Source organism: Mycobacterium sp. SMC-14 (assembly GCF_046250075.1).
GTDB lineage: Bacteria > Actinomycetota > Actinomycetes > Mycobacteriales > Mycobacteriaceae > Mycobacterium.
Window position 1 is genome coordinate 4679889 of record NZ_CP176429.1, and the last position, 23435, is coordinate 4703323.

Genomic DNA, 23435 nt, shown 5'->3' on the forward strand with positions numbered 1-23435 from the left:
CCCAACGATGACGAAACGTGGCCTCCCCCAGCTGACCCGGTCGCACGCGACCAGATAAAGGTGTCGACATGTACTTCTCTTTGATCCCGCCAGAGGTCACCTCGGCCAAGATGTATGCCGGGCCCGGATCCGCGTCGCTTGTTGCCGCCGCCACGGCGTGGGGGCGTCTTGCCAGCGAATTAAGCACCGCCGCATCTGAATACAACGCCGTGCTCGACTCGCTCGCCAGTGAATCGTGGACCGGTCCGTCGGCAGCGGCGATGACGGCCGCCGCCCAGCCCTTCACCGCCTGGATGTCGACCACCGCGGCCACCGCGGCTCAGGCGGCCACGCTGGCGCAGGCCGCGGCCACCGCCTACGAAGCGGCGCACGCGGCGACCGTTCCGCCGGAAGTCGTTACGGCCAACCGCACCCAGAACCAGATGCTGTACGCCACGAACTTCCTCGGCCAGAATCTCGCCGCCATCGCGGCCAACGAAGCCCAGTACCTGGAGATGTGGGCGCAGGACGCCGCCGCCATGCAGACCTACGCCGCATCGGCCGCCGCGGCAACCAAGACCACCGCGTTCACCGAGCCACCGCAGACCACCACCGGGACCGCCGAAGCCACATCGGCGGCCAACGCGGGGTCGGCGGCAGCCACCTCGGGCGGCAACTCGATCATGGATTTCCTGGGCAACCTGGCGACCCAGTACAACAACTTCGTCAACAACGCGCTCATCCAGCTGACCGGCAATCCGAGTGCTCCGGCCAACTTCGCCTCGGTGTTCGCGGCTCTGAAGGGTCCGGCGGGGCTGACCACGCCGTTCAACGACATTTCGCTGCTGACTAACTTCCCCATCCAGAACTTCCTCAAGTTCGGAACCCCGGTAGGCCGGGTTTTCGAGGGCCTGCCGCTCAGCGGCCTCGGCGCCGGGCTGCGGATGGGAGGCGTGGCCGGCCTGACCTCGTCGGTGTCGGCCACCATGTCCGAGGCGAACCTGGTAGGCAACCTGTCCGTCCCGCCGAGCTGGGCCTCTGCCAGCCCGGCGATCCGGCTGGCGGCCACCGGCGCCCCCGCCGCAGCCCTGGCCGCCGCCCCCGCCTCGGGGATGGCCGGCGGCATGCTCAACCAGGCTGCGCTGGGCAGCATGGCCGGCGGCGCCCTGGGAAGTGCCCGCCCCCGCACCGCCACCGCGGGCAGTGGTCGGATCCGGATTCAGGGCGGCAAGGCGAAGACTCCCGTCAAGCTCGACGCGGTGATCGCCAAGCTGCAGAGCCAGCCCGAGGCGGTCCAGCATTGGAACGTCGACCAGGCCGGACTCGACGAACTGCTTGAAGAGCTGTCCCGCAAGCCCGGCGTTCACGCCGTGCACCTCAAGGGCGCCAAGAAGGCCGCAACCCCCCTCAGCTGACGCCTACCAGCGGCGCCGAACCCTCCCCTACCTTCCCCGAAAGAGAGAGTCATGCTTCTCGAGTTCTGGCAGAACTTCACGCATAACCTGTTCAAGCCACTGTTGCTGTTCTTCTACTTCGGCTTCCTTCTCGCGCTGGCCAAGGTGCCGTTCGAGTTTCCGAACGCGGTGTATCAGGGTCTGACGATGTACCTGTTGCTGGCCATCGGTTGGCACGGCGGCGAGGAGCTCGCCGGCATCGACATCTCGCAGATCGGCGGAATCCTCGGATTCATGCTCACCGGCTTCGTCCTGAACTTCGTGATCGGCACGATCGCCTATGTGCTGCTGAAGTACCTCACGAAGATGCGCGAAGTCGACCGCGCAACGGTCGCCGGGTACTACGGCTCCGATTCGGCCGGAACCTTCGCCACCTGCATGGGCGTGCTGGCCACCATCGGCATGGCCTTCGATGCCTACATGCCCGTCATGCTGGCGATCATGGAGATCCCCGGCTGCTTGGTGGCACTGTTCCTGGTCGCCCGGTTGCGCCACCGGGGGATGGACGCTGCCGGAAACATGCCTCACGAGCCGGGCTACACGGTGCCGGCCGATTCTGTCCCGGCAGCCGTCGGCGCCACCCAGGCCGGTGATCCCACCGGCGGCCTGGCCATCGAGACCAGCCTCGAGCGTCACGCGGGGGCCGAAGTGACCTCCAACGGACGGCTGATCAGCCGGGAACTGGTGCGGGAGGTCTTCCTCAACCCGGGCATCTGCCTGCTGCTCGGTGGTATCGCGATCGGCTTCATCAGCGGTCTGCAGGGCTCGAAGGTCACCGGAGTCGACGACCCGGTCTTCGTCACCGCGTTCCAGGGCGTCCTGTGCCTCTTCCTGCTCGAGATGGGCCTGACGGCCGCGCGCAAGCTGAAGGACCTGAAAACGGCCGGCCGCGGCTTCATCCTCTTCGGCCTACTGGTTCCCAACCTGTTCGCGACGCTGGGCCTGTTTGTGGCACACACCTATTCGCAGCTGACCGGCATCCACTTCCAGCTGGGCACCTATGTCCTGTTCGCAGTGCTGTGCGGCGCGGCGTCGTACATCGCCGTGCCGGCGATCCAGCGGCTGGCGATTCCGGAAGCCAGCCCCAGCTTGCCGCTGGCCGCATCACTGGGTCTGACGTTCGCCTACAACGTCACCATCGGCATCCCGCTCTACATCGAGATCGCCCGTCTCATCACATCGCAGTAGAGGGATTGCAGAGCATGGAATCTCAGGCAGTCGAGTGAAGAATAGGAGGAACGGCATGCGCAGCGTGTTATCAATCTTGGGCGTAGCCGCCGTCATCGGTTGTGCCGCACCGGCGTACGCGGATCCCGATGCCGGCGGCGGCGACGCCGCCTTCCTGACTGCGGTAAGAGCCGTCGGACTTACCTTCGCCAGTAGCGATCAGGCCATTGTGGCCGGTCATGCCGTCTGCAGCATGGCCAACAACGGCGAGACGGGATTGCAGGTCGTCAAACAACTCACGGCCGACAACCCAGGGCTGACCATGGATGCCGCTTCGCAGTTCGCGGCGGCGGCCGCGAACGCTTACTGCCCACAGCACTTGAAGAAGTAGCCGGCCCAACTACGCCTTTGTCAGCTCCGCGTAGCGGGCGAGGTGCGAGTCGGTGGTTCCGAACTCGTATTGAATAGCGGTGAGCCGCTTGAAGTAGTGGCCGATCGCCAACTCCTCGGTCATGCCCATACCACCGTGCAACTGCACCGCCTCCTGGCCGACGAATCGGGCCGCCCGGCCGATGGTGACCTTGCCCGCCGACACCGCACGGGCACGGGCGGCTTCGTCGGCCTCGAGGTTGAGGATCGCCAGGTAGACCGCGGCAGCCGACTGCTCGACCTCCATCAACATGTCGACCATGCGGTGCTGGAGAACCTGGAAGCTGCCGATGGGCTGCCCGAACTGCTGACGCTGCTTACAGTATTCGACGGTGTCCGCCAGGACTTTCCGCATACAACCAACCGCCTCGGAGCAGATCGCGGCGGCGCCCTCGTCACGGGCCTGCGCCAACGAGGGCCAGGCCCCGCCCCGCTCACCCAGCAACGCATCCGCGCCAAGGCGCAGATCGGTGAAGGTGACGTCAGCCGCGCTCCGGTCGTCGATGGTTCGATACGGGTGCAGCGTGATGCCCGCAGCGTCGGCGTCGGTGAGGAACAACGAGATTCCGTCCTCGCCCTCGATACGCGCGGTGACCAGCAGATGCGTTGCCAGGGGCGCCGCCACGGCCATGATCTTCGCGCCGTTCAACACCCAACCGTCACCATCGGGGCGCGCCAGGGTCTTCGCGTCCTGCCAACGGTCGGCTGAATCCGGTTCCGCTGCAGCCAATGCCGCTACCGCGGTACCGGCAACGAGCTCCTTGAGCACACCGGCTGCGACCGGGCTGCCGGAGCGGCGCAGCAGTCCGCCCGCGACGACGACGGTGTCGACATAGGGTTCGATCACCAGCGCGTGCCCGAGCGCTTCGGTGATGACCATGAGTTCGACAGCACCGCCGCCGATTCCGTCGAACTCTTCGGGGAACGTCGCACCCAGAATGCCTAGTTCGCCGGCGAAGGCGCGCCAGATCTCGGGCTGCCATCCGGCGCCGGTCTTGGCTGCCGCGCGGCTCGTCTCGAGGTCGTAGCGTGCGGCGAGGAACTTGGTGATGCCGTCACGCAGCATCTGCTGCTCATTGTTCACGTTGAAGTCCATTAGAGCCCCAATGCCGCCTTGGCCAGAATATTCCGCTGAATTTCGTTGCTGCCGGCGTAGATCGATCCGGCCCGGTCGTTGAAGTAGCGCAGCGGGGCCACCGCCTGCCACGGATCGCCAGACGCATACCCGTCGGCGGGAGGCTGGTAGTCGGCGATCGGCCCGCCGGGCGCGGTGACGTGCGGCTGGTAGATCCGTCCGCGCGGCCCGGCCGCCTCCAACGCCAGCGCCGTCAGTTCCTGGCTCAGCTCGGTGCCCAAGATCTTGAGCATCGACGACGACGCCCCGGGATTGCGCCCCTGCGCGACGGCGGTGAGCACCTGGTATTCCAGGATCTCCAACACCTCGGCGCGAATCCGCGCGTCCGCCAGCTTGCGCATGAAGGCGTCGTCGTCGGCAAGCTTGCCGCCGCCGGGCCCCGGCTGATTCGCGGCAGCCGTGGCAACCTCCTCGGCCACTACCTGCAGGCCCGGCGCCACCGCGCCGCCGCCGCGCTCGAACTCGAGCAGATATTTCGCGACCGTCCAGCCGCTGTCGATCTCCCCGATGACGTTGGTCTTGGGGACCCGCACCTCGTCGAAGAACACCTGGTTCTGGATCTCTTCGCCGGAAGTCATCACCAGCGGCCGGATCTCGATACCGGGAGAGGTCATGTCGATCAGCAAGAACGTGATGCCCTGCTGCTTCTTACCGGTCCGGGACGTGCGCACCAGGGCGAACATCCAGTTCGCCTCACCGGCGTGGGTGGTCCAGATCTTGCTGCCGGTGCAGACCAGGTCGTCGCCGTCGACGGTGGCCGCCATCGACAAGGCCGCCAAGTCCGATCCGGCCTCCGGCTCGGAGTACCCCTGGCAGAAGAACACCTCGCCGGTCAGGATCCGGGGCAGGAAATAGTCCTTCTGTGCGTCCGTGCCGTACCGGACGATCGCGTGCGCGACCATCCGGATTCCCATGGGTGACAGCGACGGCGCGCCGGCAAGGGTCGACTCGCGACTGAAGATGTAGTGCTGGGTGAGGCTCCAATCGCAGCCGCCATGCTCCACCGGCCACGCGGGCGCCGCCCAACCCCGCTCGTGCAGAATCGCCTGCCACGCCATGCTGGCCTCGTGGTCGGCGTAGACACTGGTCATCAGCCGGCCCGCTCGGCGCAGCTCCGGTGTCAGCTTCTGGTCGAGAAAATCCCGTACCTCGGCTTGAAATGCCCGGTCTTCCTCCGACCACCGCAGATCCATTAATCTCCCCTGCCGTGCCGGCGGATAGACGCTTTTGCGCGCAGTCTAGCCGCCGAGTAGTGAAGGACGGTTCCGGCTACCTCGCGGCAGCTAACTGTCTGGCAGGCTCGGCGCCCAGGCCACGCCGTTGATGTGGCTTCCGCCGTCGACGAAAAGTGTGTTGCCGGTGAGATACCGGGATGAGTCGGCGGCCAGGAACACCGCAACCGGTGCGATGTCCTCGTACGGATCGCCCATACGTCCCATCGGATTCATCGCGTCGGCCAACGGTTCCAGTTCGGGGTGCTCACTCATCGCCTGGTAGAACTGCTTGCTCTTGGCCGCTGGGCAGATCGCGTTGACGGTGATGCCGTTCGGCGCCCATTCACGAGCGGCGGTTCTGGTCAGGGCACGCAGCGCTTCTTTGGCGGCGTTGTATTCCAGGGTCCCGATGTGGGCGTTGACTCCATTGAGGCTGCACATGTTGATAATTCGGCCCCAGCCGCGGTCCTTCATGTCGGCGTGAGCGGCTCGCATAGCCCAGAAAGGGCCCATGTAGCCGACAGCGAGTGCCCCGGTGAGCTGGGCATCGGTCTTGTGCTCGACACGGCCGAGCGCACCACCACCCCATGCGTTGTTGACCAGGATGTCGATCGACCCGTACGACGCAATTGCTTCCGCCACAGCGTTTTCGACGCTTGCCCGATCTGCTGCGTCCATCGGCACGTAGAGCCCGTCGACCGACGCGGCCACGCTACGCCCAGACTCTTCGTCGAGCTCGGCGACCACGACATGCGCGCCCTCTTCGGCGAATCGTCGTGCGATCCCCTCACCGATGCCGGCGCCCGCGCCGGTGATCAGGGCGGTTCTCCCACTCAGAACCGGCGTCATCGGATTCGTCCCGCCATGCCGTCGGTCAACAACTCCCGACTCTGGGCGGCGCCATCGAGCATGCGGGTGATCCGCTTGACGATCTGCCACTGCCCGGGCGAGTCGGCCACCCGCTTGAGGTGAAAGTAGTTGGCGCCGCCCCGCGCGACGCGAAACTCGCTGCCCTGTTTGACCAGCAGCGTCGACTCACACACCGCGACCGCTTCGTCGCCAGCCACGGTGACCACCGCCGGGCCCAGAAAGTGCGTACATCCTCGAGCGATCAGATCCTGGTGGCCACGCGAGCGCACCATGGCCGCAATCTGCTCGCGGCCGCTCATCAGCCAGTTCTCGACGTCGTAGACACCGTCGTGATGCCATAGGGCTGCGGTCGATTCGGGGTCACCGGCGTCCACCAGCGGTCCATAAGACGCGATCAGCCGCTCGATGGCGCGCTCGTCCTCGATCTGCTGCAGACGCCGCTCTAGGTCGGTCAGCCGCTGTTCGCTCATCGTCGCCCCGGACGCGGTAGGTCGGCCAGCTCGGCGAGTGCGCTCAGCTGGTCGCGGAAGTGCGCCGCCGAACGGGCCGAGATCACGCAGCTGACATCGGTCGCGCCGACGTCGGTCAATCTGCCGATCCGATCGACGGCTTGCTGCGGGGCGCCGATCGGATCCAGCGGGGGCGTCGACAAGACGACTGCGAATTCGTCCGGCAGGTCCACCGCGTCAAGGTGTTTCACCAGTTCGTCGATGGTGAGACCGAATGGCGTCCAGCCCTCACCCAGGCCCACCGCCCTTCGAAGCGAGCGCCGGGTGCGTCCACCCACCCAGATCGGTACCCGCTGTTGCACGGCGCAGGGCTGCACGATCATCGAGTCGAACCGATAAAAGGTGCCGTGATAGGCGGGGCGGGTGGTCGACAGCGATGCCCGCAATGCCTTCATCGCGTCATCGGCCCGGGCACCGCGGTCTTCCCACGCGCAACCGAGCAGGTCGAACTCCTCCCGCAGCGACCCCACTCCGACACCCAAGGTCAGCCGACCACCGCTGAGCCGGTCCAGGGTTCCGTAGCGTTTGGCGATCTCCAACGGATGGTGATAGCCCAGCACCACAACCGATGTCACCAATCGAATCGAATGGGTGCGGGCGGCCAGAAACGACAAGGTGGCCAACGGATCCCAGTAGGTCACCCCGCGGCCGGCCGCGGCCTCGGCGGGAACCGCGACATGTTCCGAACAGGTGAGGTAGGCGAACCCGAGTTCGTCGGCGTCCGAGGCGATCCGGCCAAGGTCGTCAACACTGCCCTCGGCTTCCCAGCTCGATGCCACACCGGGGATCTGGATGACGACCGGCGTGGCCAAACCCAGCCGCATCAGCAGGGCCGATTCCGGTGACCGTTGTATCGCATTGACTCTGCGCCTTCCGTTGCGCCACGAGGGTGAGGTAGCCTCGTTTGATAAAACTAGAATGAATTTTAGTTACGGAGGTGTCTCTTGTCCAGCGGTGATCAACCCGAATGGGCGCAGCAGTACGGCCCCTGGGCTGTGATCGCTGGAGGCTCGGAAGGTGTCGGCGCCGAGTTCGCGTTCGAGCTGGCCGCGGCCGGTATCAATCTGGTCCTGATCGCTCGCAAATCAGAGCCCTTGCGCGACACCGCGGATCGGTGCCGGGCGCGCGGCGTTGACGTCCGGGAGCTCGCTCTGGATCTGACCGCCGCCGATGCCGTCACGCGGATCAGCGAGGCAACGTCGGACGTCGAGGTGGGGCTGCTGATCTACAACGCGGGAGCCAACACCCACAGCGCTGAGTTCCTCGACGGCGATCCGGCTGCCTTCGAGCGCGTCCTCGACCTGAACGTGCGGACACCGCTGGCGCTGATCCACCATTTTGGCAGGCCGATGCGGGTCCGGCGGCGCGGTGGTCTGCTGCTGGTCGGGTCGCTGACCGGGTATCTCGGTTCGACGCGGCAGACCGTCTACGGGGGCGCGAAAGCGTTCAGCCGGATCTACACCGAGGGCCTGTGGTTGGAGTTGCGCGACCACAACGTGCACGTCCTGGAGTTGGTGCTCGGTGTGACCAGGACGCCGGCCATGGCACGGGCCGGCCTCAACTTCGACGTGCCGGGGCTGCGGGTGTCCGATCCGGCCGATGTCGCCCGTGAAGGCCTCGACCAGCTCTCCCGCGGACCGGTGCACGTCATCTCGGCCCACGCCGACAGCCCCGCCCTGCACGCCACCGCGGATCGCGCCGAAGCGGTGCTCGCCTCGCATCGGCTGATGCAGAAGTTGCTCGCAGCGGCCCCCCGAGGCACTGATGCCCCGCCCGCCGGTTGAGCGCGAAGCCGCCACCCCCAATACGCCCGCACAACGACAACGCTGTGAGCGCATCCTTGCCACCGCGGCCCGACTCGGTTCCCGCGACGGCCTGGAGGCCGTCCGGATGCAGGATGTGGCCGATCAATCAGCGGTGTCGATCGCGACCGTCTACCGCTACTACCCGACCAAGCATCATTTGTTCAGCGCCTTGTTGTTGCACTACACCCAGACTGCCGGTCCTTCGCAGCCGCTGACGGGCTGTCCGGCTACGGACGTCACCGATCTCATGGTCGGCGTCTGCCGATCGATGCTCGCGCGCCCACGGCTGGCACGCGCAATGATCACCTCGGTCAATGCCCGGCGATCCGAATCGACTGCAACCGGAGACTTCGACCTGCGCGCCAACATCTTGGCCGTCGCCGGAATCTCCCGGCCCACACCGCCCGACACCCAACTGGCGCTCCTGGTGGAGCAGTGCGCCTACGGGATCTTGTCTTGGGCGGTGATGGGTGAAACGACCCCTGCGCAGGCCGAACGCGACATGCGGCGCGCCTGCGAGCTGCTGCTAGCGCCCTGGCGTAGTGGTGCGCACGCCGGGCCCGCGCCGCTGCGCTGACGCGGGACTCGCCGTGGCGCTATCGCTGGAGTGTGGCATCGCCAGCGCGGTCCCGAGGATCCACGCGAACAAGAACGCCGGCATTGCGGTGATCGCGAATCCCTCCAGCGACAGCGGGCCGGTGCGGAAGACGAACGTCAGAAGCAGCGCCGGATGGACCACCGCGGCGGCGAGCGCGAGGTGCCCGGCGTACGCCGGCAACGCCTGCCGGGCATACACCGAGATCACGAATGCGCCCAGCGCCACCACCAGGGGCATCCCCGACATGGCCAGCAATCCGAACGTCAGGTCGTAGAGCATTGACGCCGCGTCGGCACTGCGGCGCCGGTACAGCAGGAGGTCAAAGGCCGTGAACCCGCTGAGCAGCAGGGTCAGGCAGCCGATGAATCCCGCGGCGAAACAGGTCGGAAGGATCGATTTCATGGGAACGCGATCCCGTAGGTACGCCCACACCGCGGCGCCGAAGACGAACAAGAGCGCGACGCCGACGGTATTGAGCGCCATCGCCACGACTAACCGGTCGTGGTGAGCCGCGGCCCACCGCGCCACGTCGATCGACTGCGTTCGGGTCCCCGGGAAAGACCAGATCGGATAGGCCAGCAACGTGGTCGCGGGCAGGAAGACGCCTAGTATGCCGGACCACCGGGCCACTCGTGGTGCGTCCCAGGATGTGCCGATCACGAAAGTTCCCCCTGTTGTCGGGTGAGGTCCCACTGACCGAAGTCCGCGGCGAGGACGTCGTTGACGTCCACGTGCGCGCCGTCGATGACGAAACCCGGCTCGGTCGCGGTAACGATTTCTCGTTGGAAGAGTACGGCTGCCGTTTCGCGGTCTCCGTGCGACCATGCCCGGGTCTGCCATGCCCACCGGTGACCCGGGCTGGTCGATTTCCCGATCACATCGTCGTTGATCGCCCAGGTGCATTGCCGGGCACCGCCGTATATTCCCGTGCGGTCGACACCCAGTACGGAATTGATTCCGCGAAACCATTTGACCGCCAGGCTCTTCCATGCTGCGGCGTCGATGTCCTCATCGACGCTGAAGAAGATCGGCGCTGACGGCGGTCCACCGGCCGCGGCATGCAGCCGAAGCGCCGTCTGCGCATCGGCCACGCCGCCGTCGTAGCCCCTGGTGAAGTCCGATGGCGACTGCGTCCAGCCTGGCTTGCCGAACTGGTAGCAGCTGGCGACCTGCAGCCCGGCGGCGCGGAGCCCATCGGCATAGTCGCGGGTGACGGGCTTGAAGTCGAAGGTGGCGCCCGGCCGGAGCTCGGAGACGTAGACCAGCGCCCCGTCGAATCCGGCGGCCTTGATCTGTTCGGGCGACACCAGCCGGTGGGCGAAATCGATGACCTGCAGCCCGTCCGCACCGGCCCGCGCAGCGCCGACCGTCGCCCCGAGGGCGCCGGGCAGGGCCAGTGCTGGGCCCAGTAACGCGGCATACCTGAGCACGTCGCGCCGCGAAGCGGAACGCGTCACAACTGGCAAGGGTACCGGCCTGAAGTACCTAGAACGCGCCGATCACGGATTCGCCGAACTGGCCTAGGGCCTGCACCGCGTGACCGAGACTGTCGCCGGGAATGGCGACCTGCACCCAGGTCACGCCGACCTCTGCCAGCCGGCCCAGCCCGTCCAGATAGGCGCCGGGATCGAAGTCGTGGTAGCCGAGACGACCGCCGACAAGGTTCGAGAAGCAGACGTCGATGGTCGACCAGTCACGGCCGGCTTCGTCGCAGCGCCGTTTCAGATCGTCGATGCCTGCTGCCAGCGCTTCCACGGAACTCAACTCGGCGGTGCGGGCGGTACTGGCCAGACCGGGCGGCGCCGGGAACGGCGCCCAGCCCTCACCCCGCGTCGCCACCCGCTGACGAGCTCTGCCGGTGTTGCCGCCGATCCAGATCGGCGGATGGGGCCTGCTGACCGGTCGCGGATGCGCGGTGATCCCGCGAGCGCGAAAATGCCGCCCCTCGAATGAGACGTCGTCGCCGGTCCAGATGGCTCGGATGACATCCAGGCTCTCTTCGACCAGGGCCGCGCGCTCATCGAAGTCCACCCCCAAAGCGGCGAACTCACCCTTGAGGTAGCCCACGCCGACGGCCAGAGTGAACCTTCCCCCCGACAAACGATCCAGTGTCGCAGACGCTTTCGCCACCACGAACGGATTGCGGTACGGCAGGACGACGACATTCGGAACGAACCGGATCTTCTCGGTGTGCGCCGCGGCGAACCCCATCGCCACGAAGGGGTCAAGGCTGTCATGGCCGCCGGCATCGAGCCAGCGCTGGGTCGGCGCCGGGTGGTCCGTGAAACCCATGGCGTCAAACCCGGCGGCTTCGGCGGCCCGCGCAACGGCGGTCACCCCCTGCGCCGAGACCAGCTCGGTATCGCAAGGATGGGTGATGATCGGGTAGGTGAACGCGAACCGCATCCGGCTCTCCTTCGCGTGGAGTTGCTAAGTGGTCGTCGGCCGCGACGGACCGAGAATGTAGTCGCCATTGTCGGGATGGTGGTACCAGCCACCCGCAGCGTGCGTTCCGCCGTCGACATGCAGCGCCTGACCCGTCACGTACGAACTCAGGCTGCCGGCCAGAAATACTGCAGCGCCCGCAAATACCGTCGGCAGGCCCACCGTGGCAAGGGTTTCTGCCAGTGCCGCATCGACCTGATCAGGGTCGCGGACATCGATTGCGCAGGCGTGACCGCCGACCAGCTTCGCGGTTGCCCGGGCCGCTTGGGTGTCGCGTTCCCAGATCACCACCCGGGCGCCGAACTCCGCGAAAGTCTCCACGATACCTCGGCCGATCCCCGAACCGCCCCCGGTGATGACGGCTACGCGTCCTTCGAGTGTCGACGCCTCTCTGCGCAGGACCACTACTGGCCCTCGGGTTTCTGCCGTCCTTGTGCCTCGGCGATCGGCCGGACGAGGACTTCTTGGGCGGTACTGGCCACATGGCGGCCCGTGACGTCCACCATGGTGCCGTGCACCAGGGCACGGTGTCCGGCCGTGGCCACCGTGTGCTGGGTATAGAGGTGCCATCGATCGAAATGGACTGGGCGGTGCACCCACACGCTGTGATCAAGGGTCAGGCCGGTGTGCGTGGCATGGTCGACCGGCTGCGGGTGGGCACGAAACGCGGTGTCCACCAGGAGGTAATCGCTGGCATAGGCAAGCAGCACGGCGTGTAGCTGCGAGTCGCCGTCGATCCTGCGCGGCAGTCGCATCCAATGCGCCCGCGGACCCGGCGCCTGTGCACCGCCGAGGAAGACGGGCGCTTCGGCGGTGCGGACTTCCAGCGGCGGGGGCCGTTCGATCCAGGTGGCTCCCCGCCCGGCCAGGTACGGCGGAGCGTGTTGCACCCAGTGTTGGAGCAGTGGAAGCGCTTCAGGTTCGGCTCCCGGCAGGGGCGCGGAGGCGGCGTCCGTGCTGTCGGGGCTGGTGTCGAAGGACACCGTCGCCACCATGAGGGTGCGGCCACCCTGCTGCACGGTGACCTGCCGTGCGGACATGGTGCGCCCATCACGAGTGCGGTCGACGGCGATCTCCAGAGGTACCGCTGAGTCGCCGGGCCGCAGAAACGATGCATGGATCGAATGGGCCGTGAGCTCGGGGACCGTCGCCGCAGCTGCTGCCATCGCCTGGGCGATGAGTTGGCCGCCGAAGATCCGGCCGAACCGGCCGGCCTCGTTGTCCGCCAGGAAACGGTCGGCGCCAGAAGGTTGCAGGGTCAGCACCTGCTGCAGCCTGTCCAACGCATCGAGCGTGGCTCGTTCCAGTGGGCTGCCAGAGCCGAGCAGCGGACCACTGTAATCGGAGTGGGCGGAGACCTCGGACGCCGACGTCTGCACAAGTTCCTCCTCACCCGCTGTGGCCCGTCCGCGGCGGACTGCCGACTCGGGTAGCCGGTGATGTGACTGCTAGCCCATTTAAGTAAAGGCCGGTGACTCAGGTCAAGGGCATGGCCCTCACGCCGCTCGAGCGACCAGCTGCGCAGAGATCGACCACAGACACTCCGAAGATCGCCGAGGCCTCACCGTTCTGATTCATCGAATCGGCGTCCTACGACCAGGATCTGCCATCCGATCGGCGCGTGGCCAACGGGAAGCGTTGGTATTTCTTATAGTTCGCTAACACCGTCGCCACGAAGTTCTTACTAGGGCTGGCTTTCCTCCGACGGGCAAACTTTTCGGTACCGCGAATATGCCGAGCGCACAACTGATTCCAATGCACAATGTTGATTTGGGGCAACACATTTTGGGTCGCTGGGCTGTTCATTCGAGTTGACTCTGACCAACATTGGTGCCACCATGGCCGCGAACGCACCTCGCTAGGTGAGGCGTCTGTACGGATACAGGCCACTGACCTCAAACGTCGAGAGACGCCCAGGGTCAGGACAGCTCTTCCCGGATTAAGGGTTGAGCCCAAGTGGCTTTCGGCTTATGACTGGATACGCCGTGCAGTGCCAAAACTCTGTCGAGAGGGGTGCCGTCCGGCCGACTCTGCGCTGGTTCGGTTTGTCCCGCTGTGCCCGCCACAACGGCATCCCCGTGTGCCCTGGCCGTGAGGAGGTGAGAGCGACATTGAGTCCGAGCGATAGTCCCTATCCGAGATCGACGACCATTTCGTTCGAATCCTGCCCCGGCGCCGCTTTCACCTTCTGAATCGGTTCGCCCGCACCGCATCAGCGCTGTCCGCATCGTGGACCCGCGCTCCTTTGGCGCGCGAATGCTCAGGTGTAGCAGTGTAATTCGTCATGTCCTCTCGAAGGAGAGTCCCCTATGTCTTTTGTGTCCGCACTTCCCGAAGAACTGATCGCGACAGCGGCTGATCTGCGCGGTGTCGGAGAGACGGTGGCCGCGCAGAGCGCCGCTGCCGCAGCACCGACCACCGGCGTTATTCCGGCCGCCGCCGACGAGGTCTCTGCGCTCACCGCAGCTCAGTTCGCACGGCACGCACAGATGTACCAAGTGATCAGCAAGCGCGCCGCGGTAGTGCACGAGATGTTTGTGAAGACACTGCAGCGCAGCGCGCAGTCATACGCAGCGACCGACGCTGCGAACGTCATCTCGGTCTACTGAAAGGGTTTGGGACAATGGACTACGGATCGGTGCCACCAGAGATCAATTCGGCGCGCATGTATGCGGGAGCAGGATCAGGACCTATGCTGGCCGCCGCGGCATCCTGGAACCTGCTGGCCGCGGAACTACGTTCGGCTGCAACATCTTTCGAATGGTTGGTGGCGAACTTGTCCAGTCAAGGGTGGTCGGGGCCATCCGCATCGGCGATGGCGGCGGCGGCGGAGCCCTACTTTCTGTGGCTGAGCCTGACCGCCGAGCAAGCGGAGCAGACCGCGGCGCAGGCTTACGCGGCGGCCGAAGCGTACGCCTGTGCCCACGCCATGACGGTGCCACCGGCGGCGATCGAGACCAACCGTGTGCTGTTGGCGTCATTGGTCAAGACCAACGCTCTGGGGCAGAACACCGCCGCCATTGCCGCCGCTGAAGCTCGCTACGGCCAGATGTGGGCGCAAGACGCCGTGGCGATGTACGGCTACGCCGCGGCTTCGGCCACTGCCACGCAATTGATCCCCTTCGCCGATGCTCCCGAAACCACCCATCAGGACGAAGGTGGGCCGGCCGCCGGTGGTGTAGACCCCACGGATGCTCACGCCCAGCTGCCCAATGCGTTGCGGAACATGGCGTCGCCGGCGGAGGGCACGCGTCCGACGGATCCGGACTGGCACTGGACGAAGTTCTTCGATGGCCTCTTCGACGGAACGTGGGGCCACGATGACGGTTCGGGTTTGAACATCAATGCCCAGTTGTGGAACACCATCGCCGCAACCGGTATTTTCGACCCCGGCGGCAACATCGAGGGCTTTTCCGGACTGGCCACACTCGGGTTCCTGGCACGCGGCATGGATGGCGGCACGGCTGCCCTGGCACGTGGCGGAATGGGCCCCGGCTCAGGTATGACGCTGGCATCGACGGCCACCGGTGGGCTGGAGACCGCCGCCCGCGCTGCTGCCGGTGGCAGCAGCTCACCGGTGGCTGCTGGAGTGGGCCGGGCCACCCTGGTCGGTTCGTTGTCGGCGCCACCCAGTTGGGCGGCGTCCGTCCCGACGGGTGCTCCCGTCGCCGGGACCGGTAGCGGATGGACCGTCGCCCCGGAAAGCAGGTCGATGACCGCCATGCCTCCCCCGATTCCTCCTGGTGGGGGCGGCCGCAACGGCAGCTACGGGCTCGGCACGCCGCGCTACGGCGTCAAGCTGACCGTGATGCCGCGGCCCGTCGTGGTCGGTTAGCTGGCCCTGCTGTCGGTGGCGGCCAACCGGACCACGCTGAGGACTACCACCAAGCCCATCATGAACCAGGTTATCTCGGAGCACGTCTCGTAGATATCAGCCAGTGCGACGGGCGTGCCGGCAATGGTCGTCGTGGCGTCGCCGGCACGCAACAGTCCGAGGTTCACCTGCAGGCCCATGCCGAACCAGACGACGGCCGGCATCAGCAGCGCAGATCGGGTTGAGGAAGTGGGTTCCCGTCGCCACCGGCGTTCGATCAAGGCGAACGTCTGGAACAGCAGCCATCCCGTGATCAACCAACCGGTGTAGTTACTCAACGGCACGCCCAGAACCCCACTGGGTGACCGATAGGAGAACAGGTGACGCGCGTAGGCCCCGATCGGATCGATCACCAGGTCATAACCGGCGACGACGAGGGTGGCGACGATGGGCGTCACGATCACGTATAGGCGGCGACTCCGGCACTCCCCCACAAGCACCCGGGCCAGAATCCAGGCCAGCCAGGCCAGAATCACCCAGGCCGCCACAACGGTGAACGGCACGCCGAGCGCGCGGGGACCCTCTAAGTAATGGACGTAGAAGCCGAACGGGAAGCCGGTCGCGATGCTGCACGCCTCGAGACCGAAACCCACGGTCACCGCGATGGCGAAGTAGGCGGCGGCTCCGACGGGCTTGTAGAGCGTCAGCGTATGGAGCAACACGAACACGAGCAACGAGGCACCCGAGATGGCCTCGGCCACAGGAGATATCGATGATCCGGCACTCAGAGCAGCCGTTACCGTCGCGGCGAGCCAGATCGCTACAAGGCACCAGCCGGTGATCACCCTCCTGGCCCCAGACCCACGCGGAGTCGCTGACAACGTGCTGCTCACGGGCGTCGACACCGACGCATCGTAGCTTTCCCGTAGCTGGCGATGGCCCGCTTTCCGGACGACCCGGCGATATTCGCGGAAAGACGGCCGGGCGCTCTCGGCGCGGGCAGCACCGTTAACAGCAGTCACATTGTTAACATCGGGCCGTGCCTGACTCTCCGCGGACTTCCCGCCCTCGGAACCATGTTTCCCGACGTGACGCACTGCGGTACGCATCCGCAGCGGCACTCACCGGACTGGGCGCCGCGTCCGCCGGCGCACCGACGGCTTCGGCCGCGGCGCCCACGCTCATCGACTACGCCATGCGCCAGATTCCGGCGCAGGACATCCGGGCCGCCGGCCACGCCGGCGTCATCAACTACGTGTCGACGTCGCGGCCCGGCTCCAACTTCGGTGCCAAGCCGATCACCCGGCCCTACGCCGAGTCACTGACCGCCGCGGGGCTGGTGATCGTCAGCAACTTTCAGTACGGCAAACCCGGCGGGACGGCCCCGTCGGACTTCACCCGCGGATACCCCGGTGGGGTCGCCGATGCGCGCACCGCCTGGCAACTGCACACCGCAGCCGGCGGGGGCCAAAGCGCACCGGTCTTCTTCAGCGTCGACGACGACATCGACCGCAACACCTGGAATACCGTGGCATTGCAATGGTTTAAAGGAATTAATTCGGTGATCGGCGTACAGCGCACCGGGATCTATGGCGGCATCAGACCATGCCAGTGGGCGGCCGAAGACGGTGTCATCGGGGTCTCACGCACACCCGGTAAGCGGTGGGCCTGGCAGACCCGATCCTGGTCGCGTGGTCAGATCGACCCCGGGGCTGTGCTTTACCAGCGGATAGTGAGTACCGCCTCGAACCCGGGACCGATCGTCGGCGGGATCGAAGTCGACGTCAGCGACGTCCTGGCCCAGGACTGCGGCCAGTGGAATCTACATCCGTAAGGCCGTAAACCACCGGCAACACGGCACTGTCACCGGGCTGGCAATGCGCCTCGCGCCGCTGGCGGAGGATTTCGCTGACCAGCTCCCGCAAGCACGGTTCTTCTGGGCTGCCCGCGTGGCCGTTCAGCCAATGGGTCAGCTTGGCCAGCACCGCGTAAGGTAACGCGACCTGTTCCGACACTTGGGCTTTGAGGATACGTTCGATGGCGAGATAGCTTTCCCCACAGCCTAGTTCAACGAACAATCGGGTACGGTCCGCGCTGGCCAGACAGTCTGTCGTGTCTGCGAGCAGCCAGGCCATCTCCGCATCCGAGGAGACCGGACCGTCGCAGTGGGCGTGGGATTCGGTCGATGCATGGCGAATCGCGGGTCGCGATGCAGTCGTTGCGCCGAACCTTCTTCGCACTCTTGCCATATCAACCACCTCCGATGACGCCGTCTCCGATCGCGTGTGCCGCCCGGGAATCAGCCTGGGGTGGCACCGTCCAATCGGGCCGAACGTAATGGCACGTATAGCCACCCGGGTGACGTCTCAGGTAGTCCTGGTGTTCCGGCTCCGCCTCCCAGAACTCGCCGGCCGGGCTCACTTCCGTAACCACCTTGCCGGGCCACAGTCCCGACTCGTTGATGTCGGCGATGGTCTTCAGCGCAGTCCGGCGCTGGTCATCGTCTAGATAGAAGATCGCCGATCGGTAGCTGCTGCCGACGTCGTTCCCCTGGCGGTTTTTCGTGGTGGGGTCGTGGATCTGGAAGAAGAACTCCAGCAGCATCCGGTAGTCGGTCTTGTCCGGACGGTAGGTGATCTCGATCGCTTCGGCATGTCCGGGGTGGTTGCGGTAGGTGGGGTGCGCGTTCCGCCCTCCGGTATAGCCGACTCGGGTTGAGACCACACCCGGCAGTTCCCGTATCAGATCTTGTACGCCCCAAAAGCATCCACCGGCCAGGACCGCAACCTTGTCGCGCTCTACCATGACCGGCGCTCACTTGCGTCCGCTGCCTCGCGGCCTGTCGGCGCCGGCTTGGCGAACAGCTTCACGTAGTGCCCGTAGCCCTCGGCCTCAAGGTCGTCACGGTGGATGAACCGCAGGGAAGCCGAGTTGATGCAGTAGCGCAATCCGGTTTCGCCTGGGCCGTCGGGGAATACATGGCCGAGATGACTGTTTCCGCACGCGGATCGCACCTCGGTACGGTCCATGAAATGGCTCCGATCACGCTTCTCCACGACGTTGTCCGCGTCGATAGGCTGGGTGAAGCTGGGCCAGCCCGTGCCGCTGTCGAACTTATCGAGCGAGGCGAACAGCGGTTCGCCGGAGACGATGTCGACGTAAATGCCTGGCTCCTTATTGGCCAAGTACTCTCCCGAGAACGGGCGCTCGGTCCCATTCTCCTGGGTGACGTGGTACTGATCAGCGTTCAACGCGTCGATCGCGGCTTGATCCTTACGGTATTCGTTGGGCATATGCGCTCCTTGGTTGGATGGACAGTCGGTCAGCGTGCTAGTTGCGGCCCGCCATTACACCTCCGTCGACATTGAGAATTGCCCCCGTGACCCAGCTCGCCTGCTCGGAGAGCAGATAGGTGACGGCGCTGGCTACGTCAGCGGGTGTGCCCACTCTTCCCAGCGGATGAAGCGGCGCGAATGTCGCTAGGGTGGCGTCGATCTCGTCCATGGGGAGGAATCCCTCATACAGTGGGGTCTTGACGACGGCCGGCGCCACGGCGTTGACGCGGATCTTGTGTTCAGCGAGTTCGATCGCCAGATTGCGCGTGAGGGCGTGCAGCCCGGCCTTTTGCATGGAGTAGCCCGACGATGGGGTCAGCCCAATGGCCTGATGTGCCCACATGCTGCCGATGTTGACGATCGATCCTCCCCGGCCCGTGGCGATCATGCCCGATACCACCGTTTGCGTCAGAAAGAACAGCGCGTAGTTCAGATCCAGATATGAGTCGTAGAACTGCGGGTCGTACTCGAGGAACGGCTTGGGGACGAAGAATCCCGCGGCGTTGACCATCAGCGTGGCGTCGCCGTGCTCGCTCGACAGCACACGCCGGACATCTTCGACAGCGGCACGATCCGTCAGCTCAGCGGTGATTCCGCAAACCGCTTCACGCCGGCTGCTCAGCTCCGCGACGGTGTCGTTGACTCGTGCCTTGGAGCGTCCGATGATCACCGCCTGACCCCCGTGGTTGACGACGTCGAACGCGACTTGGCGTCCCATTCCCGCGCTGCCGCCGACCACGATGACCTTCTCGGCTTCGAAGTGCATGTCCTGACTTCCTTTCTATTCGGTCTGGCGCCCGCCGGTCGGCGCAGGCTGGCTTCGCAGTCGCCGCGCGGTTCGCTCCTGTTCGAGGTTGCGGCCGATCGGGGCGACGTGTCATCACCCCGGGGCCGTCGTCACCCGGGTGGTTGGCAGTTATGTCTGAACTTCGGGGCTGGGCGGCTCGCTAGTCCTGTGGTGGCCTGTGGGCGTAGCGACCGGCATGTGTGGCCAGCCAGTCGGCGTATCGCGTAGAGAAGATGGTGGCGTCAGCGGCGGGAGCAAGACTGTCATCGTCGATCAGCGCGCCGAAGTAGCGCGCTCTCGCGTCGGTCACGACCTGACGTCGATCACCATTGGCGACAAGGCCCGCGCGGACAAAATCGTCCATCCCGATTGCCTCCGGCCCAGCGATCTCCGTTATTCCGTTGATAGGGCGCCCGATAGCCGCGCCGGCCACCGCGGTTGCGACATCACTGCCGGCGATGGGCCGGAACAACGCCGGCGGCAGCCTGACGAGGTCTCCTTCCGTCGCGGAATCGGCTAGGCCAACAGCGAATTCGTAGAACGGAGTTGCTCGCACAATGGAATGGGGTTGTCCCGACTCCTTGATCAGCTTCTCCTGGGCTGCTTTCGCGGTGTTGTATCCGCTGTCTGGCATGCTTTGCGCACCGACCACCGACAATGCGACGTGGAGCTTTACCCCCGCTCCCCGCTCAGCGGCAAGGAGATTGGCCGTGGCGGCCGTGAAGAAGTGCATCACCGGTTCATCGTCGAACAGCGGCGAGTCGGCGACGTCGACCACGACATCCACACCGGCGACAGCGTCAGCGAGGCCTTCACCGCTGAGCGCGTCGACGCCTGATCGGCGTGAAGCGGCGATCACGTCATGTCCCCGCACGCTGAGTTTGGAGACCACCTTCGAGCCGATCAGCCCACGTCCTCCGACGACGACGACCTTCATGATGAACCTTTCACAGTTGCGTTGACTAAGAATGCAGTTCCGAATCCTCCGGGGCCATCGGATGCGTTCGCCGGGAAACCTCAGGCCGAAGCGTCGGCACAGTTCGGGATATCTTGTCGACGCGCGGGTTAGTTGCGTCCTGCCATAACGCCGCCGTCCACGTTGAGGACGGCTCCGGTGATCCAGCTGGCCTGGTCGGAAAGCAGATAGGTGACCGCGTTGGCGACGTCAGCTGGGGTTCCGACTCGTCCCAGCGGATGAAACGGGGCGAAAGTCTCCAGCGTGGCGGCGATCTCGTCCTTCGGAACCCATCGCTCGAGTGCGGGGGTCTTTACCGCGGCCGGCGCCACCGCGTTGACGCGGATCTTTTGCCCGGCAAGCTCGATGGCCAGATTGTGAGTGAGTGCATGCAGCCCGGCCTTTTGCATGGAGTGCCCAGCCGAGGGTGTCTTGCCGATGGCCTGGTGCGCCCACATGCTGCCGATGTTGACGATGGAGCCGCCCTCGCCGCGGGAAACCATGCCGGCGACGACCGTCTGGGTCAGGAAGAACAAGCCGTAGTTGATCTCCATGTAGGAGTCGTAGAACTGAGGGTCGTACTCGAGAAAGGGCCTGGGTATGAAGAATCCGGCAGCGTTGACGAGCAGCGTCGCATCGTTGTGATCTGTGGACAGCGCGCGCTGCACGTCAGCGACGGCGGTGCGATCTGTCAGCTCGGCGACGATGCCCCAGGCCTGGCCACCCCTGCCAGTTAACTCGGCGACGGTGTCTTCGACGCGGGATTTCGCGTGTCCGACGATTACTGCACTGCCGCCGTGGTCGACGACATCGGTCGCAACCTGCCGCCCGATACCCGCGCTGCCGCCGACAACAATGACCTTCTTGGCAGAGAAATGCATCTTCTCGCGTTCCTTCCTGGTTCTGCCGGCGGCGCCGACGGTCCCAGTTGGCTTGTCACCACCGAGGCTGCTGCCGCCAGGGGTGAGCTGTCATCACCCTGATCTCCTGTTCACCCGGGTGATTGCCGCGCCGATCGCGAAGTGCGCGCTACAGATTGATGGCGTGGCCACTCAGGGCGTGAAAGCACTCCTGGAGCCCTTCACCGAGTGTCGGATGGGTATGGACGTTTCGTGCCAGCTCGGTAGCGGTGAGATCCCACAGCTGCGCCAGCGTCAACTCGGGCAGGAGCTCACTGACTTCGCTGCCCACCAGATGCGCTCCCAGAAGCTCGCCGTGCGCACCGTCGGCGACAACCTTGATGAAGCCGCCACGTTCACCCAGGCCGTGTGCTTTGGAGCTGGCCTGCATAGGAAAGGTGGCGATCCACACTCGATAGCCGGCAGCGCGAGCCTGCTCTTCGGTATAGCCGAAGCTGGCGACTTGCGGCTGGCAGAAGGTCACTCGCGGCATCATCCGGTAATCCAACGGCATCGTTTCCACGCCCGCGATGACTTCGGCAGCAATCACCCCTTGTGCCGAAGCCACGTGGGCGAGCTGGACTTTGGCGGTCACATCGCCGACGGCATGGATGTGCGGCGCCGACGTACGCATGTAGTCGTCGATCTCGATAGCCCCCCGAGCGGTGAGACGCACACCCGCGGCGTCGAGGCCGATTCCTTCGACGTTCGGGGCGAATCCGATGCAGATGAACGCCCGCGTGGCCCGCGCGGTGGATGTCGTTCCGTCGGCTCGGGTGTGGCTGACGACGACGTGGTCGCCGTGGTCGACAACTTTGTCGACCCGGGTCGATGTGTGAACTGTGATTCCGCGCCGGCGATATTGCCGCTGGAGCTCGCGAGAGACGTCGGGATCCTCGTTGGGAAGGACGCGATCGGCGAACTCAAGGATCTCGACGTGTACGCCGTAACTGTGCAGGATGTAGCCGAACTCCATGCCAATGCTGCCTGCTCCGATGATCACGATGGACTCGGGTAGGTCGGTGCTGAGGATCTGCTGCTCGTAGGTGACGACGTTGTCGCTGACAGCCACTCCCGGCAGTGTCGGCACGCGGGATCCGGTCGCGACAACGGCGTGGTCGAAGGTCACGGCTTTCGTTTCGCCGTGGCCCAGATCCACGTGAAGACTGCGCGGACCGGTGAATCGACCCCGTCCATCGATCTCGGTGATTCCGTTCTTGCGCATCAGAAAGTGCACGCCACGAACACGGGCATCGGCGACTTCGCGACTACGCGACACCGCGCGACGGTAGTCGAGAGTCACGTCACCGGCGATGCCAAACAACTCGGCCTGCTGGGTGACGATGGAGGCAATCTCAGCATTGCGGAGCAACGCTTTTGAAGGAACGCAGCCCGTGTTGAGACACACTCCACCCCAGTAACGCTCTTCAACGATTCCGACGGTCATGCCGAGTTGTGCAGCACGGATAGCAGCGACATACCCCCCGGATCCCGCACCGAGGACGACAAGGTCGTAGTGGTCCGCGGCCGACGTTGTCATCTCAGGTCCTACCGGTTATCGCCTGAGGCGGGTTGCGTCGATCGCGTCGGCCAACAGCCATAGCGCCAATCCCAGCAATGCGATGTCCTTCATCAGGAACTCGCCATCGGCCGACAGGACGGGAAATCCGCCGGCTGAATCCTCACCGGTTCCCGGCGTCGTGACCATGAAACTCAGTGTCGTCACGAAGAACAGGGAGGCGACGGCACCGCCCACGACGGAAGCCTTGGGGAACCACGGCTTGACCGCCAGCAATCCCGCGGTAACCAGCTCAACAGTTCCGTTCAATCGTCCGAAGGCATCGATCGACATGATGTTGTATGTCCAACTCATCAGGGGACTATTGGCCACCCAGTGTGAAATTCCTTCTGCCTCATAATGAGTGAACTTCATCGCGCCGAACCAAGCAATGACGATCACCAGCCCATACCGGGCAACAACGGCCGCCTTGTCGGCCGCGCGTTCTGCTGCAGTGCCATCGATCGTCATAGTGGTGGCCC

26 protein-coding genes and 1 riboswitch are annotated in these 23435 nt (G+C 65.4%); of the genes, 8 read left to right on the forward strand and 18 right to left on the reverse strand.

Going from position 1 to position 23435, the window contains the following annotated elements; genetic code table 11:
* The first annotated feature begins 68 nt into the window (after window positions 1-68).
* From ACKY0W_RS21705 to ACKY0W_RS21715, 3 genes are read left to right on the forward strand one after another with little or no spacing between them, the layout of a single operon-like run.
* Window positions 69-1394: a PPE family protein gene (locus ACKY0W_RS21705; RefSeq protein WP_409435772.1), complete on the forward strand. Its 1326-nt coding sequence runs from the start codon at window positions 69-71 to the stop codon at window positions 1392-1394.
* Between the two features lie 51 nt (window positions 1395-1445).
* Window positions 1446-2621 (forward strand): sodium-dependent bicarbonate transport family permease, encoded by a 1176-nt coding sequence (locus tag ACKY0W_RS21710; protein WP_409435773.1) that lies wholly within the window; start codon window positions 1446-1448, stop codon window positions 2619-2621.
* Window positions 2622-2676: 55 nt separating this feature from the next.
* Complete coding sequence (locus tag ACKY0W_RS21715) at window positions 2677-2991, forward strand: DUF732 domain-containing protein (RefSeq protein ID WP_409435774.1); 315 nt, start codon at window positions 2677-2679, stop codon at window positions 2989-2991.
* Window positions 2992-3000: 9 nt separating this feature from the next.
* Here the strand turns inward: ACKY0W_RS21715 and ACKY0W_RS21720 are convergent, their stop codons facing one another.
* From ACKY0W_RS21720 to ACKY0W_RS21740, 5 genes are all read right to left on the reverse strand, one after another.
* Entirely contained in the window at window positions 3001-4125 is a 1125-nt protein-coding gene (locus ACKY0W_RS21720; protein ID WP_409435775.1) for an acyl-CoA dehydrogenase family protein, read from the reverse strand.
* The gene (locus tag ACKY0W_RS21725) at window positions 4125-5357 is read right to left on the reverse strand and encodes an acyl-CoA dehydrogenase family protein (protein ID WP_409435776.1); all 1233 of its coding nucleotides are present in this window, start codon (window positions 5355-5357) and stop codon (window positions 4125-4127) included. Before ACKY0W_RS21725 ends, ACKY0W_RS21720 begins: the two co-directional genes overlap by 1 nt.
* A 90-nt stretch (window positions 5358-5447) precedes the next feature.
* Window positions 5448-6227, reverse strand: coding sequence for an SDR family NAD(P)-dependent oxidoreductase (locus tag ACKY0W_RS21730; RefSeq protein WP_409435777.1), 780 nt, complete (start codon window positions 6225-6227; stop codon window positions 5448-5450).
* Window positions 6224-6718, reverse strand: coding sequence for a nuclear transport factor 2 family protein (locus ACKY0W_RS21735; protein ID WP_409435778.1), 495 nt, complete (start codon window positions 6716-6718; stop codon window positions 6224-6226). Before ACKY0W_RS21735 ends, ACKY0W_RS21730 begins: the two co-directional genes overlap by 4 nt.
* Entirely contained in the window at window positions 6715-7581 is an 867-nt protein-coding gene (locus ACKY0W_RS21740) for an LLM class F420-dependent oxidoreductase (RefSeq protein WP_409435779.1), read from the reverse strand. The genes ACKY0W_RS21735 and ACKY0W_RS21740 overlap by 4 nt, the downstream gene beginning before the upstream one ends.
* A 120-nt stretch (window positions 7582-7701) precedes the next feature.
* Here ACKY0W_RS21740 and ACKY0W_RS21745 point away from each other — a divergent pair, with 120 nt between their 5' ends.
* The gene (locus ACKY0W_RS21745; RefSeq protein WP_409435780.1) at window positions 7702-8541 is read left to right on the forward strand and encodes an SDR family NAD(P)-dependent oxidoreductase; all 840 of its coding nucleotides are present in this window, start codon (window positions 7702-7704) and stop codon (window positions 8539-8541) included.
* Window positions 8522-9139, forward strand: coding sequence for a TetR family transcriptional regulator (locus ACKY0W_RS21750; protein ID WP_409435781.1), 618 nt, complete (start codon window positions 8522-8524; stop codon window positions 9137-9139). The genes ACKY0W_RS21745 and ACKY0W_RS21750 overlap by 20 nt, the downstream gene beginning before the upstream one ends.
* On the opposite strand, the gene ACKY0W_RS21755 is transcribed toward ACKY0W_RS21750, so the two are convergent.
* From ACKY0W_RS21755 to ACKY0W_RS21775, 5 genes are read right to left on the reverse strand one after another with little or no spacing between them, the layout of a single operon-like run.
* Entirely contained in the window at window positions 9089-9820 is a 732-nt protein-coding gene (locus ACKY0W_RS21755; RefSeq protein ID WP_409435782.1) for a hypothetical protein, read from the reverse strand. The genes ACKY0W_RS21750 and ACKY0W_RS21755 overlap by 51 nt on opposite strands.
* On the reverse strand, window positions 9817-10617 hold the full coding sequence (locus ACKY0W_RS21760) for a DUF1906 domain-containing protein (RefSeq protein ID WP_409435783.1): 801 nt from the start codon (window positions 10615-10617) through the stop codon (window positions 9817-9819). Before ACKY0W_RS21760 ends, ACKY0W_RS21755 begins: the two co-directional genes overlap by 4 nt.
* Before the next feature lie 28 nt (window positions 10618-10645).
* Window positions 10646-11566 (reverse strand): LLM class F420-dependent oxidoreductase, encoded by a 921-nt coding sequence (locus ACKY0W_RS21765; RefSeq protein WP_409435784.1) that lies wholly within the window; start codon window positions 11564-11566, stop codon window positions 10646-10648.
* Window positions 11567-11590: 24 nt separating this feature from the next.
* The gene (locus ACKY0W_RS21770; RefSeq protein WP_409435785.1) at window positions 11591-12010 is read right to left on the reverse strand and encodes an SDR family oxidoreductase; all 420 of its coding nucleotides are present in this window, start codon (window positions 12008-12010) and stop codon (window positions 11591-11593) included.
* Window positions 12010-12984 carry an acyl-CoA thioesterase gene (locus tag ACKY0W_RS21775; RefSeq protein ID WP_409435786.1) on the reverse strand — a complete coding sequence of 325 codons (975 nt, stop codon included), beginning with the start codon at window positions 12982-12984 and terminating at the stop codon, window positions 12010-12012. The genes ACKY0W_RS21770 and ACKY0W_RS21775 overlap by 1 nt, the downstream gene beginning before the upstream one ends.
* A gap of 468 nt (window positions 12985-13452) precedes the next feature.
* Window positions 13453-13625: riboswitch (M-box (ykoK) riboswitch) on the forward strand.
* A gap of 289 nt (window positions 13626-13914) precedes the next feature.
* Here ACKY0W_RS21775 and ACKY0W_RS21780 point away from each other — a divergent pair.
* Together ACKY0W_RS21780 and ACKY0W_RS21785 are read left to right on the forward strand one after the other, a co-directional pair.
* Window positions 13915-14214 (forward strand): PE family protein, encoded by a 300-nt coding sequence (locus ACKY0W_RS21780; RefSeq protein ID WP_409435787.1) that lies wholly within the window; start codon window positions 13915-13917, stop codon window positions 14212-14214.
* Window positions 14215-14228: 14 nt separating this feature from the next.
* Complete coding sequence (locus ACKY0W_RS21785) at window positions 14229-15440, forward strand: PPE family protein (protein WP_409435788.1); 1212 nt, start codon at window positions 14229-14231, stop codon at window positions 15438-15440.
* Here the strand turns inward: ACKY0W_RS21785 and ACKY0W_RS21790 are convergent.
* Window positions 15437-16264: a carotenoid biosynthesis protein gene (locus ACKY0W_RS21790; RefSeq protein ID WP_409435789.1), complete on the reverse strand. Its 828-nt coding sequence runs from the start codon at window positions 16262-16264 to the stop codon at window positions 15437-15439. The genes ACKY0W_RS21785 and ACKY0W_RS21790 overlap by 4 nt on opposite strands.
* Window positions 16265-16458: 194 nt before the next feature.
* Between ACKY0W_RS21790 and ACKY0W_RS21795 the strand changes: the two genes are divergently transcribed.
* Window positions 16459-17253, forward strand: coding sequence for a DUF1906 domain-containing protein (locus tag ACKY0W_RS21795; RefSeq protein ID WP_409435790.1), 795 nt, complete (start codon window positions 16459-16461; stop codon window positions 17251-17253).
* A 416-nt stretch (window positions 17254-17669) separates the two neighbouring features.
* Here ACKY0W_RS21795 and msrA read toward each other — a convergent pair whose 3' ends face one another.
* From msrA to ACKY0W_RS21830, 7 genes are all read right to left on the reverse strand, one after another.
* Window positions 17670-18224, reverse strand: coding sequence for a peptide-methionine (S)-S-oxide reductase MsrA (msrA, locus tag ACKY0W_RS21800; protein WP_409435791.1), 555 nt, complete (start codon window positions 18222-18224; stop codon window positions 17670-17672).
* A complete protein-coding gene (gene msrB / locus ACKY0W_RS21805; RefSeq protein ID WP_409435792.1) occupies window positions 18218-18712 on the reverse strand; it encodes a peptide-methionine (R)-S-oxide reductase MsrB in 495 nt (164 codons plus the stop codon). The genes msrA and msrB overlap by 7 nt, the downstream gene beginning before the upstream one ends.
* A 37-nt stretch (window positions 18713-18749) precedes the next feature.
* A complete protein-coding gene (locus ACKY0W_RS21810; RefSeq protein WP_409435793.1) occupies window positions 18750-19520 on the reverse strand; it encodes an SDR family NAD(P)-dependent oxidoreductase in 771 nt (256 codons plus the stop codon).
* Window positions 19521-19701: 181 nt separating this feature from the next.
* Window positions 19702-20478: an SDR family oxidoreductase gene (locus tag ACKY0W_RS21815; RefSeq protein WP_409435794.1), complete on the reverse strand. Its 777-nt coding sequence runs from the start codon at window positions 20476-20478 to the stop codon at window positions 19702-19704.
* Between the two features lie 128 nt (window positions 20479-20606).
* Window positions 20607-21377, reverse strand: a complete 771-nt coding sequence (locus ACKY0W_RS21820) for an SDR family NAD(P)-dependent oxidoreductase (RefSeq protein WP_409435795.1) — start codon at window positions 21375-21377, stop codon at window positions 20607-20609.
* Between the two features lie 148 nt (window positions 21378-21525).
* The gene (gene lpdA, locus ACKY0W_RS21825) at window positions 21526-22935 is read right to left on the reverse strand and encodes a dihydrolipoyl dehydrogenase (RefSeq protein WP_409435796.1); all 1410 of its coding nucleotides are present in this window, start codon (window positions 22933-22935) and stop codon (window positions 21526-21528) included.
* Window positions 22936-22950: 15 nt separating this feature from the next.
* Window positions 22951-23424 (reverse strand): YkgB family protein, encoded by a 474-nt coding sequence (locus ACKY0W_RS21830; protein ID WP_409435797.1) that lies wholly within the window; start codon window positions 23422-23424, stop codon window positions 22951-22953.
* Window positions 23425-23435 lie beyond the last annotated feature (11 nt).

Coding starts and splice junctions, on each gene's coding strand:
- ACKY0W_RS21705 (WP_409435772.1), top strand. CDS start 69: ATGTACTTCTCTTTGATCCCGCCAGAGGTCACCTCGGCCAAGATGTAT.
- ACKY0W_RS21710 (WP_409435773.1), top strand. CDS start 1,446: ATGCTTCTCGAGTTCTGGCAGAACTTCACGCATAACCTGTTCAAGCCA.
- ACKY0W_RS21715 (WP_409435774.1), top strand. CDS start 2,677: ATGCGCAGCGTGTTATCAATCTTGGGCGTAGCCGCCGTCATCGGTTGT.
- ACKY0W_RS21720 (WP_409435775.1), bottom strand. CDS start 4,125: ATGGACTTCAACGTGAACAATGAGCAGCAGATGCTGCGTGACGGCATC.
- ACKY0W_RS21725 (WP_409435776.1), bottom strand. CDS start 5,357: ATGGATCTGCGGTGGTCGGAGGAAGACCGGGCATTTCAAGCCGAGGTA.
- ACKY0W_RS21730 (WP_409435777.1), bottom strand. CDS start 6,227: ATGACGCCGGTTCTGAGTGGGAGAACCGCCCTGATCACCGGCGCGGGC.
- ACKY0W_RS21735 (WP_409435778.1), bottom strand. CDS start 6,718: ATGAGCGAACAGCGGCTGACCGACCTAGAGCGGCGTCTGCAGCAGATC.
- ACKY0W_RS21740 (WP_409435779.1), bottom strand. CDS start 7,581: ATGCGGCTGGGTTTGGCCACGCCGGTCGTCATCCAGATCCCCGGTGTG.
- ACKY0W_RS21750 (WP_409435781.1), top strand. CDS start 8,522: ATGCCCCGCCCGCCGGTTGAGCGCGAAGCCGCCACCCCCAATACGCCC.
- ACKY0W_RS21765 (WP_409435784.1), bottom strand. CDS start 11,566: ATGCGGTTCGCGTTCACCTACCCGATCATCACCCATCCTTGCGATACC.
- ACKY0W_RS21780 (WP_409435787.1), top strand. CDS start 13,915: ATGTCTTTTGTGTCCGCACTTCCCGAAGAACTGATCGCGACAGCGGCT.
- ACKY0W_RS21785 (WP_409435788.1), top strand. CDS start 14,229: ATGGACTACGGATCGGTGCCACCAGAGATCAATTCGGCGCGCATGTAT.
- msrA (WP_409435791.1), bottom strand. CDS start 18,224: ATGGTAGAGCGCGACAAGGTTGCGGTCCTGGCCGGTGGATGCTTTTGG.
- msrB (WP_409435792.1), bottom strand. CDS start 18,712: ATGCCCAACGAATACCGTAAGGATCAAGCCGCGATCGACGCGTTGAAC.
- ACKY0W_RS21810 (WP_409435793.1), bottom strand. CDS start 19,520: ATGCACTTCGAAGCCGAGAAGGTCATCGTGGTCGGCGGCAGCGCGGGA.
- ACKY0W_RS21815 (WP_409435794.1), bottom strand. CDS start 20,478: ATGAAGGTCGTCGTCGTCGGAGGACGTGGGCTGATCGGCTCGAAGGTG.
- ACKY0W_RS21820 (WP_409435795.1), bottom strand. CDS start 21,377: ATGCATTTCTCTGCCAAGAAGGTCATTGTTGTCGGCGGCAGCGCGGGT.
- lpdA (WP_409435796.1), bottom strand. CDS start 22,935: ATGACAACGTCGGCCGCGGACCACTACGACCTTGTCGTCCTCGGTGCG.
- ACKY0W_RS21830 (WP_409435797.1), bottom strand. CDS start 23,424: ATGACGATCGATGGCACTGCAGCAGAACGCGCGGCCGACAAGGCGGCC.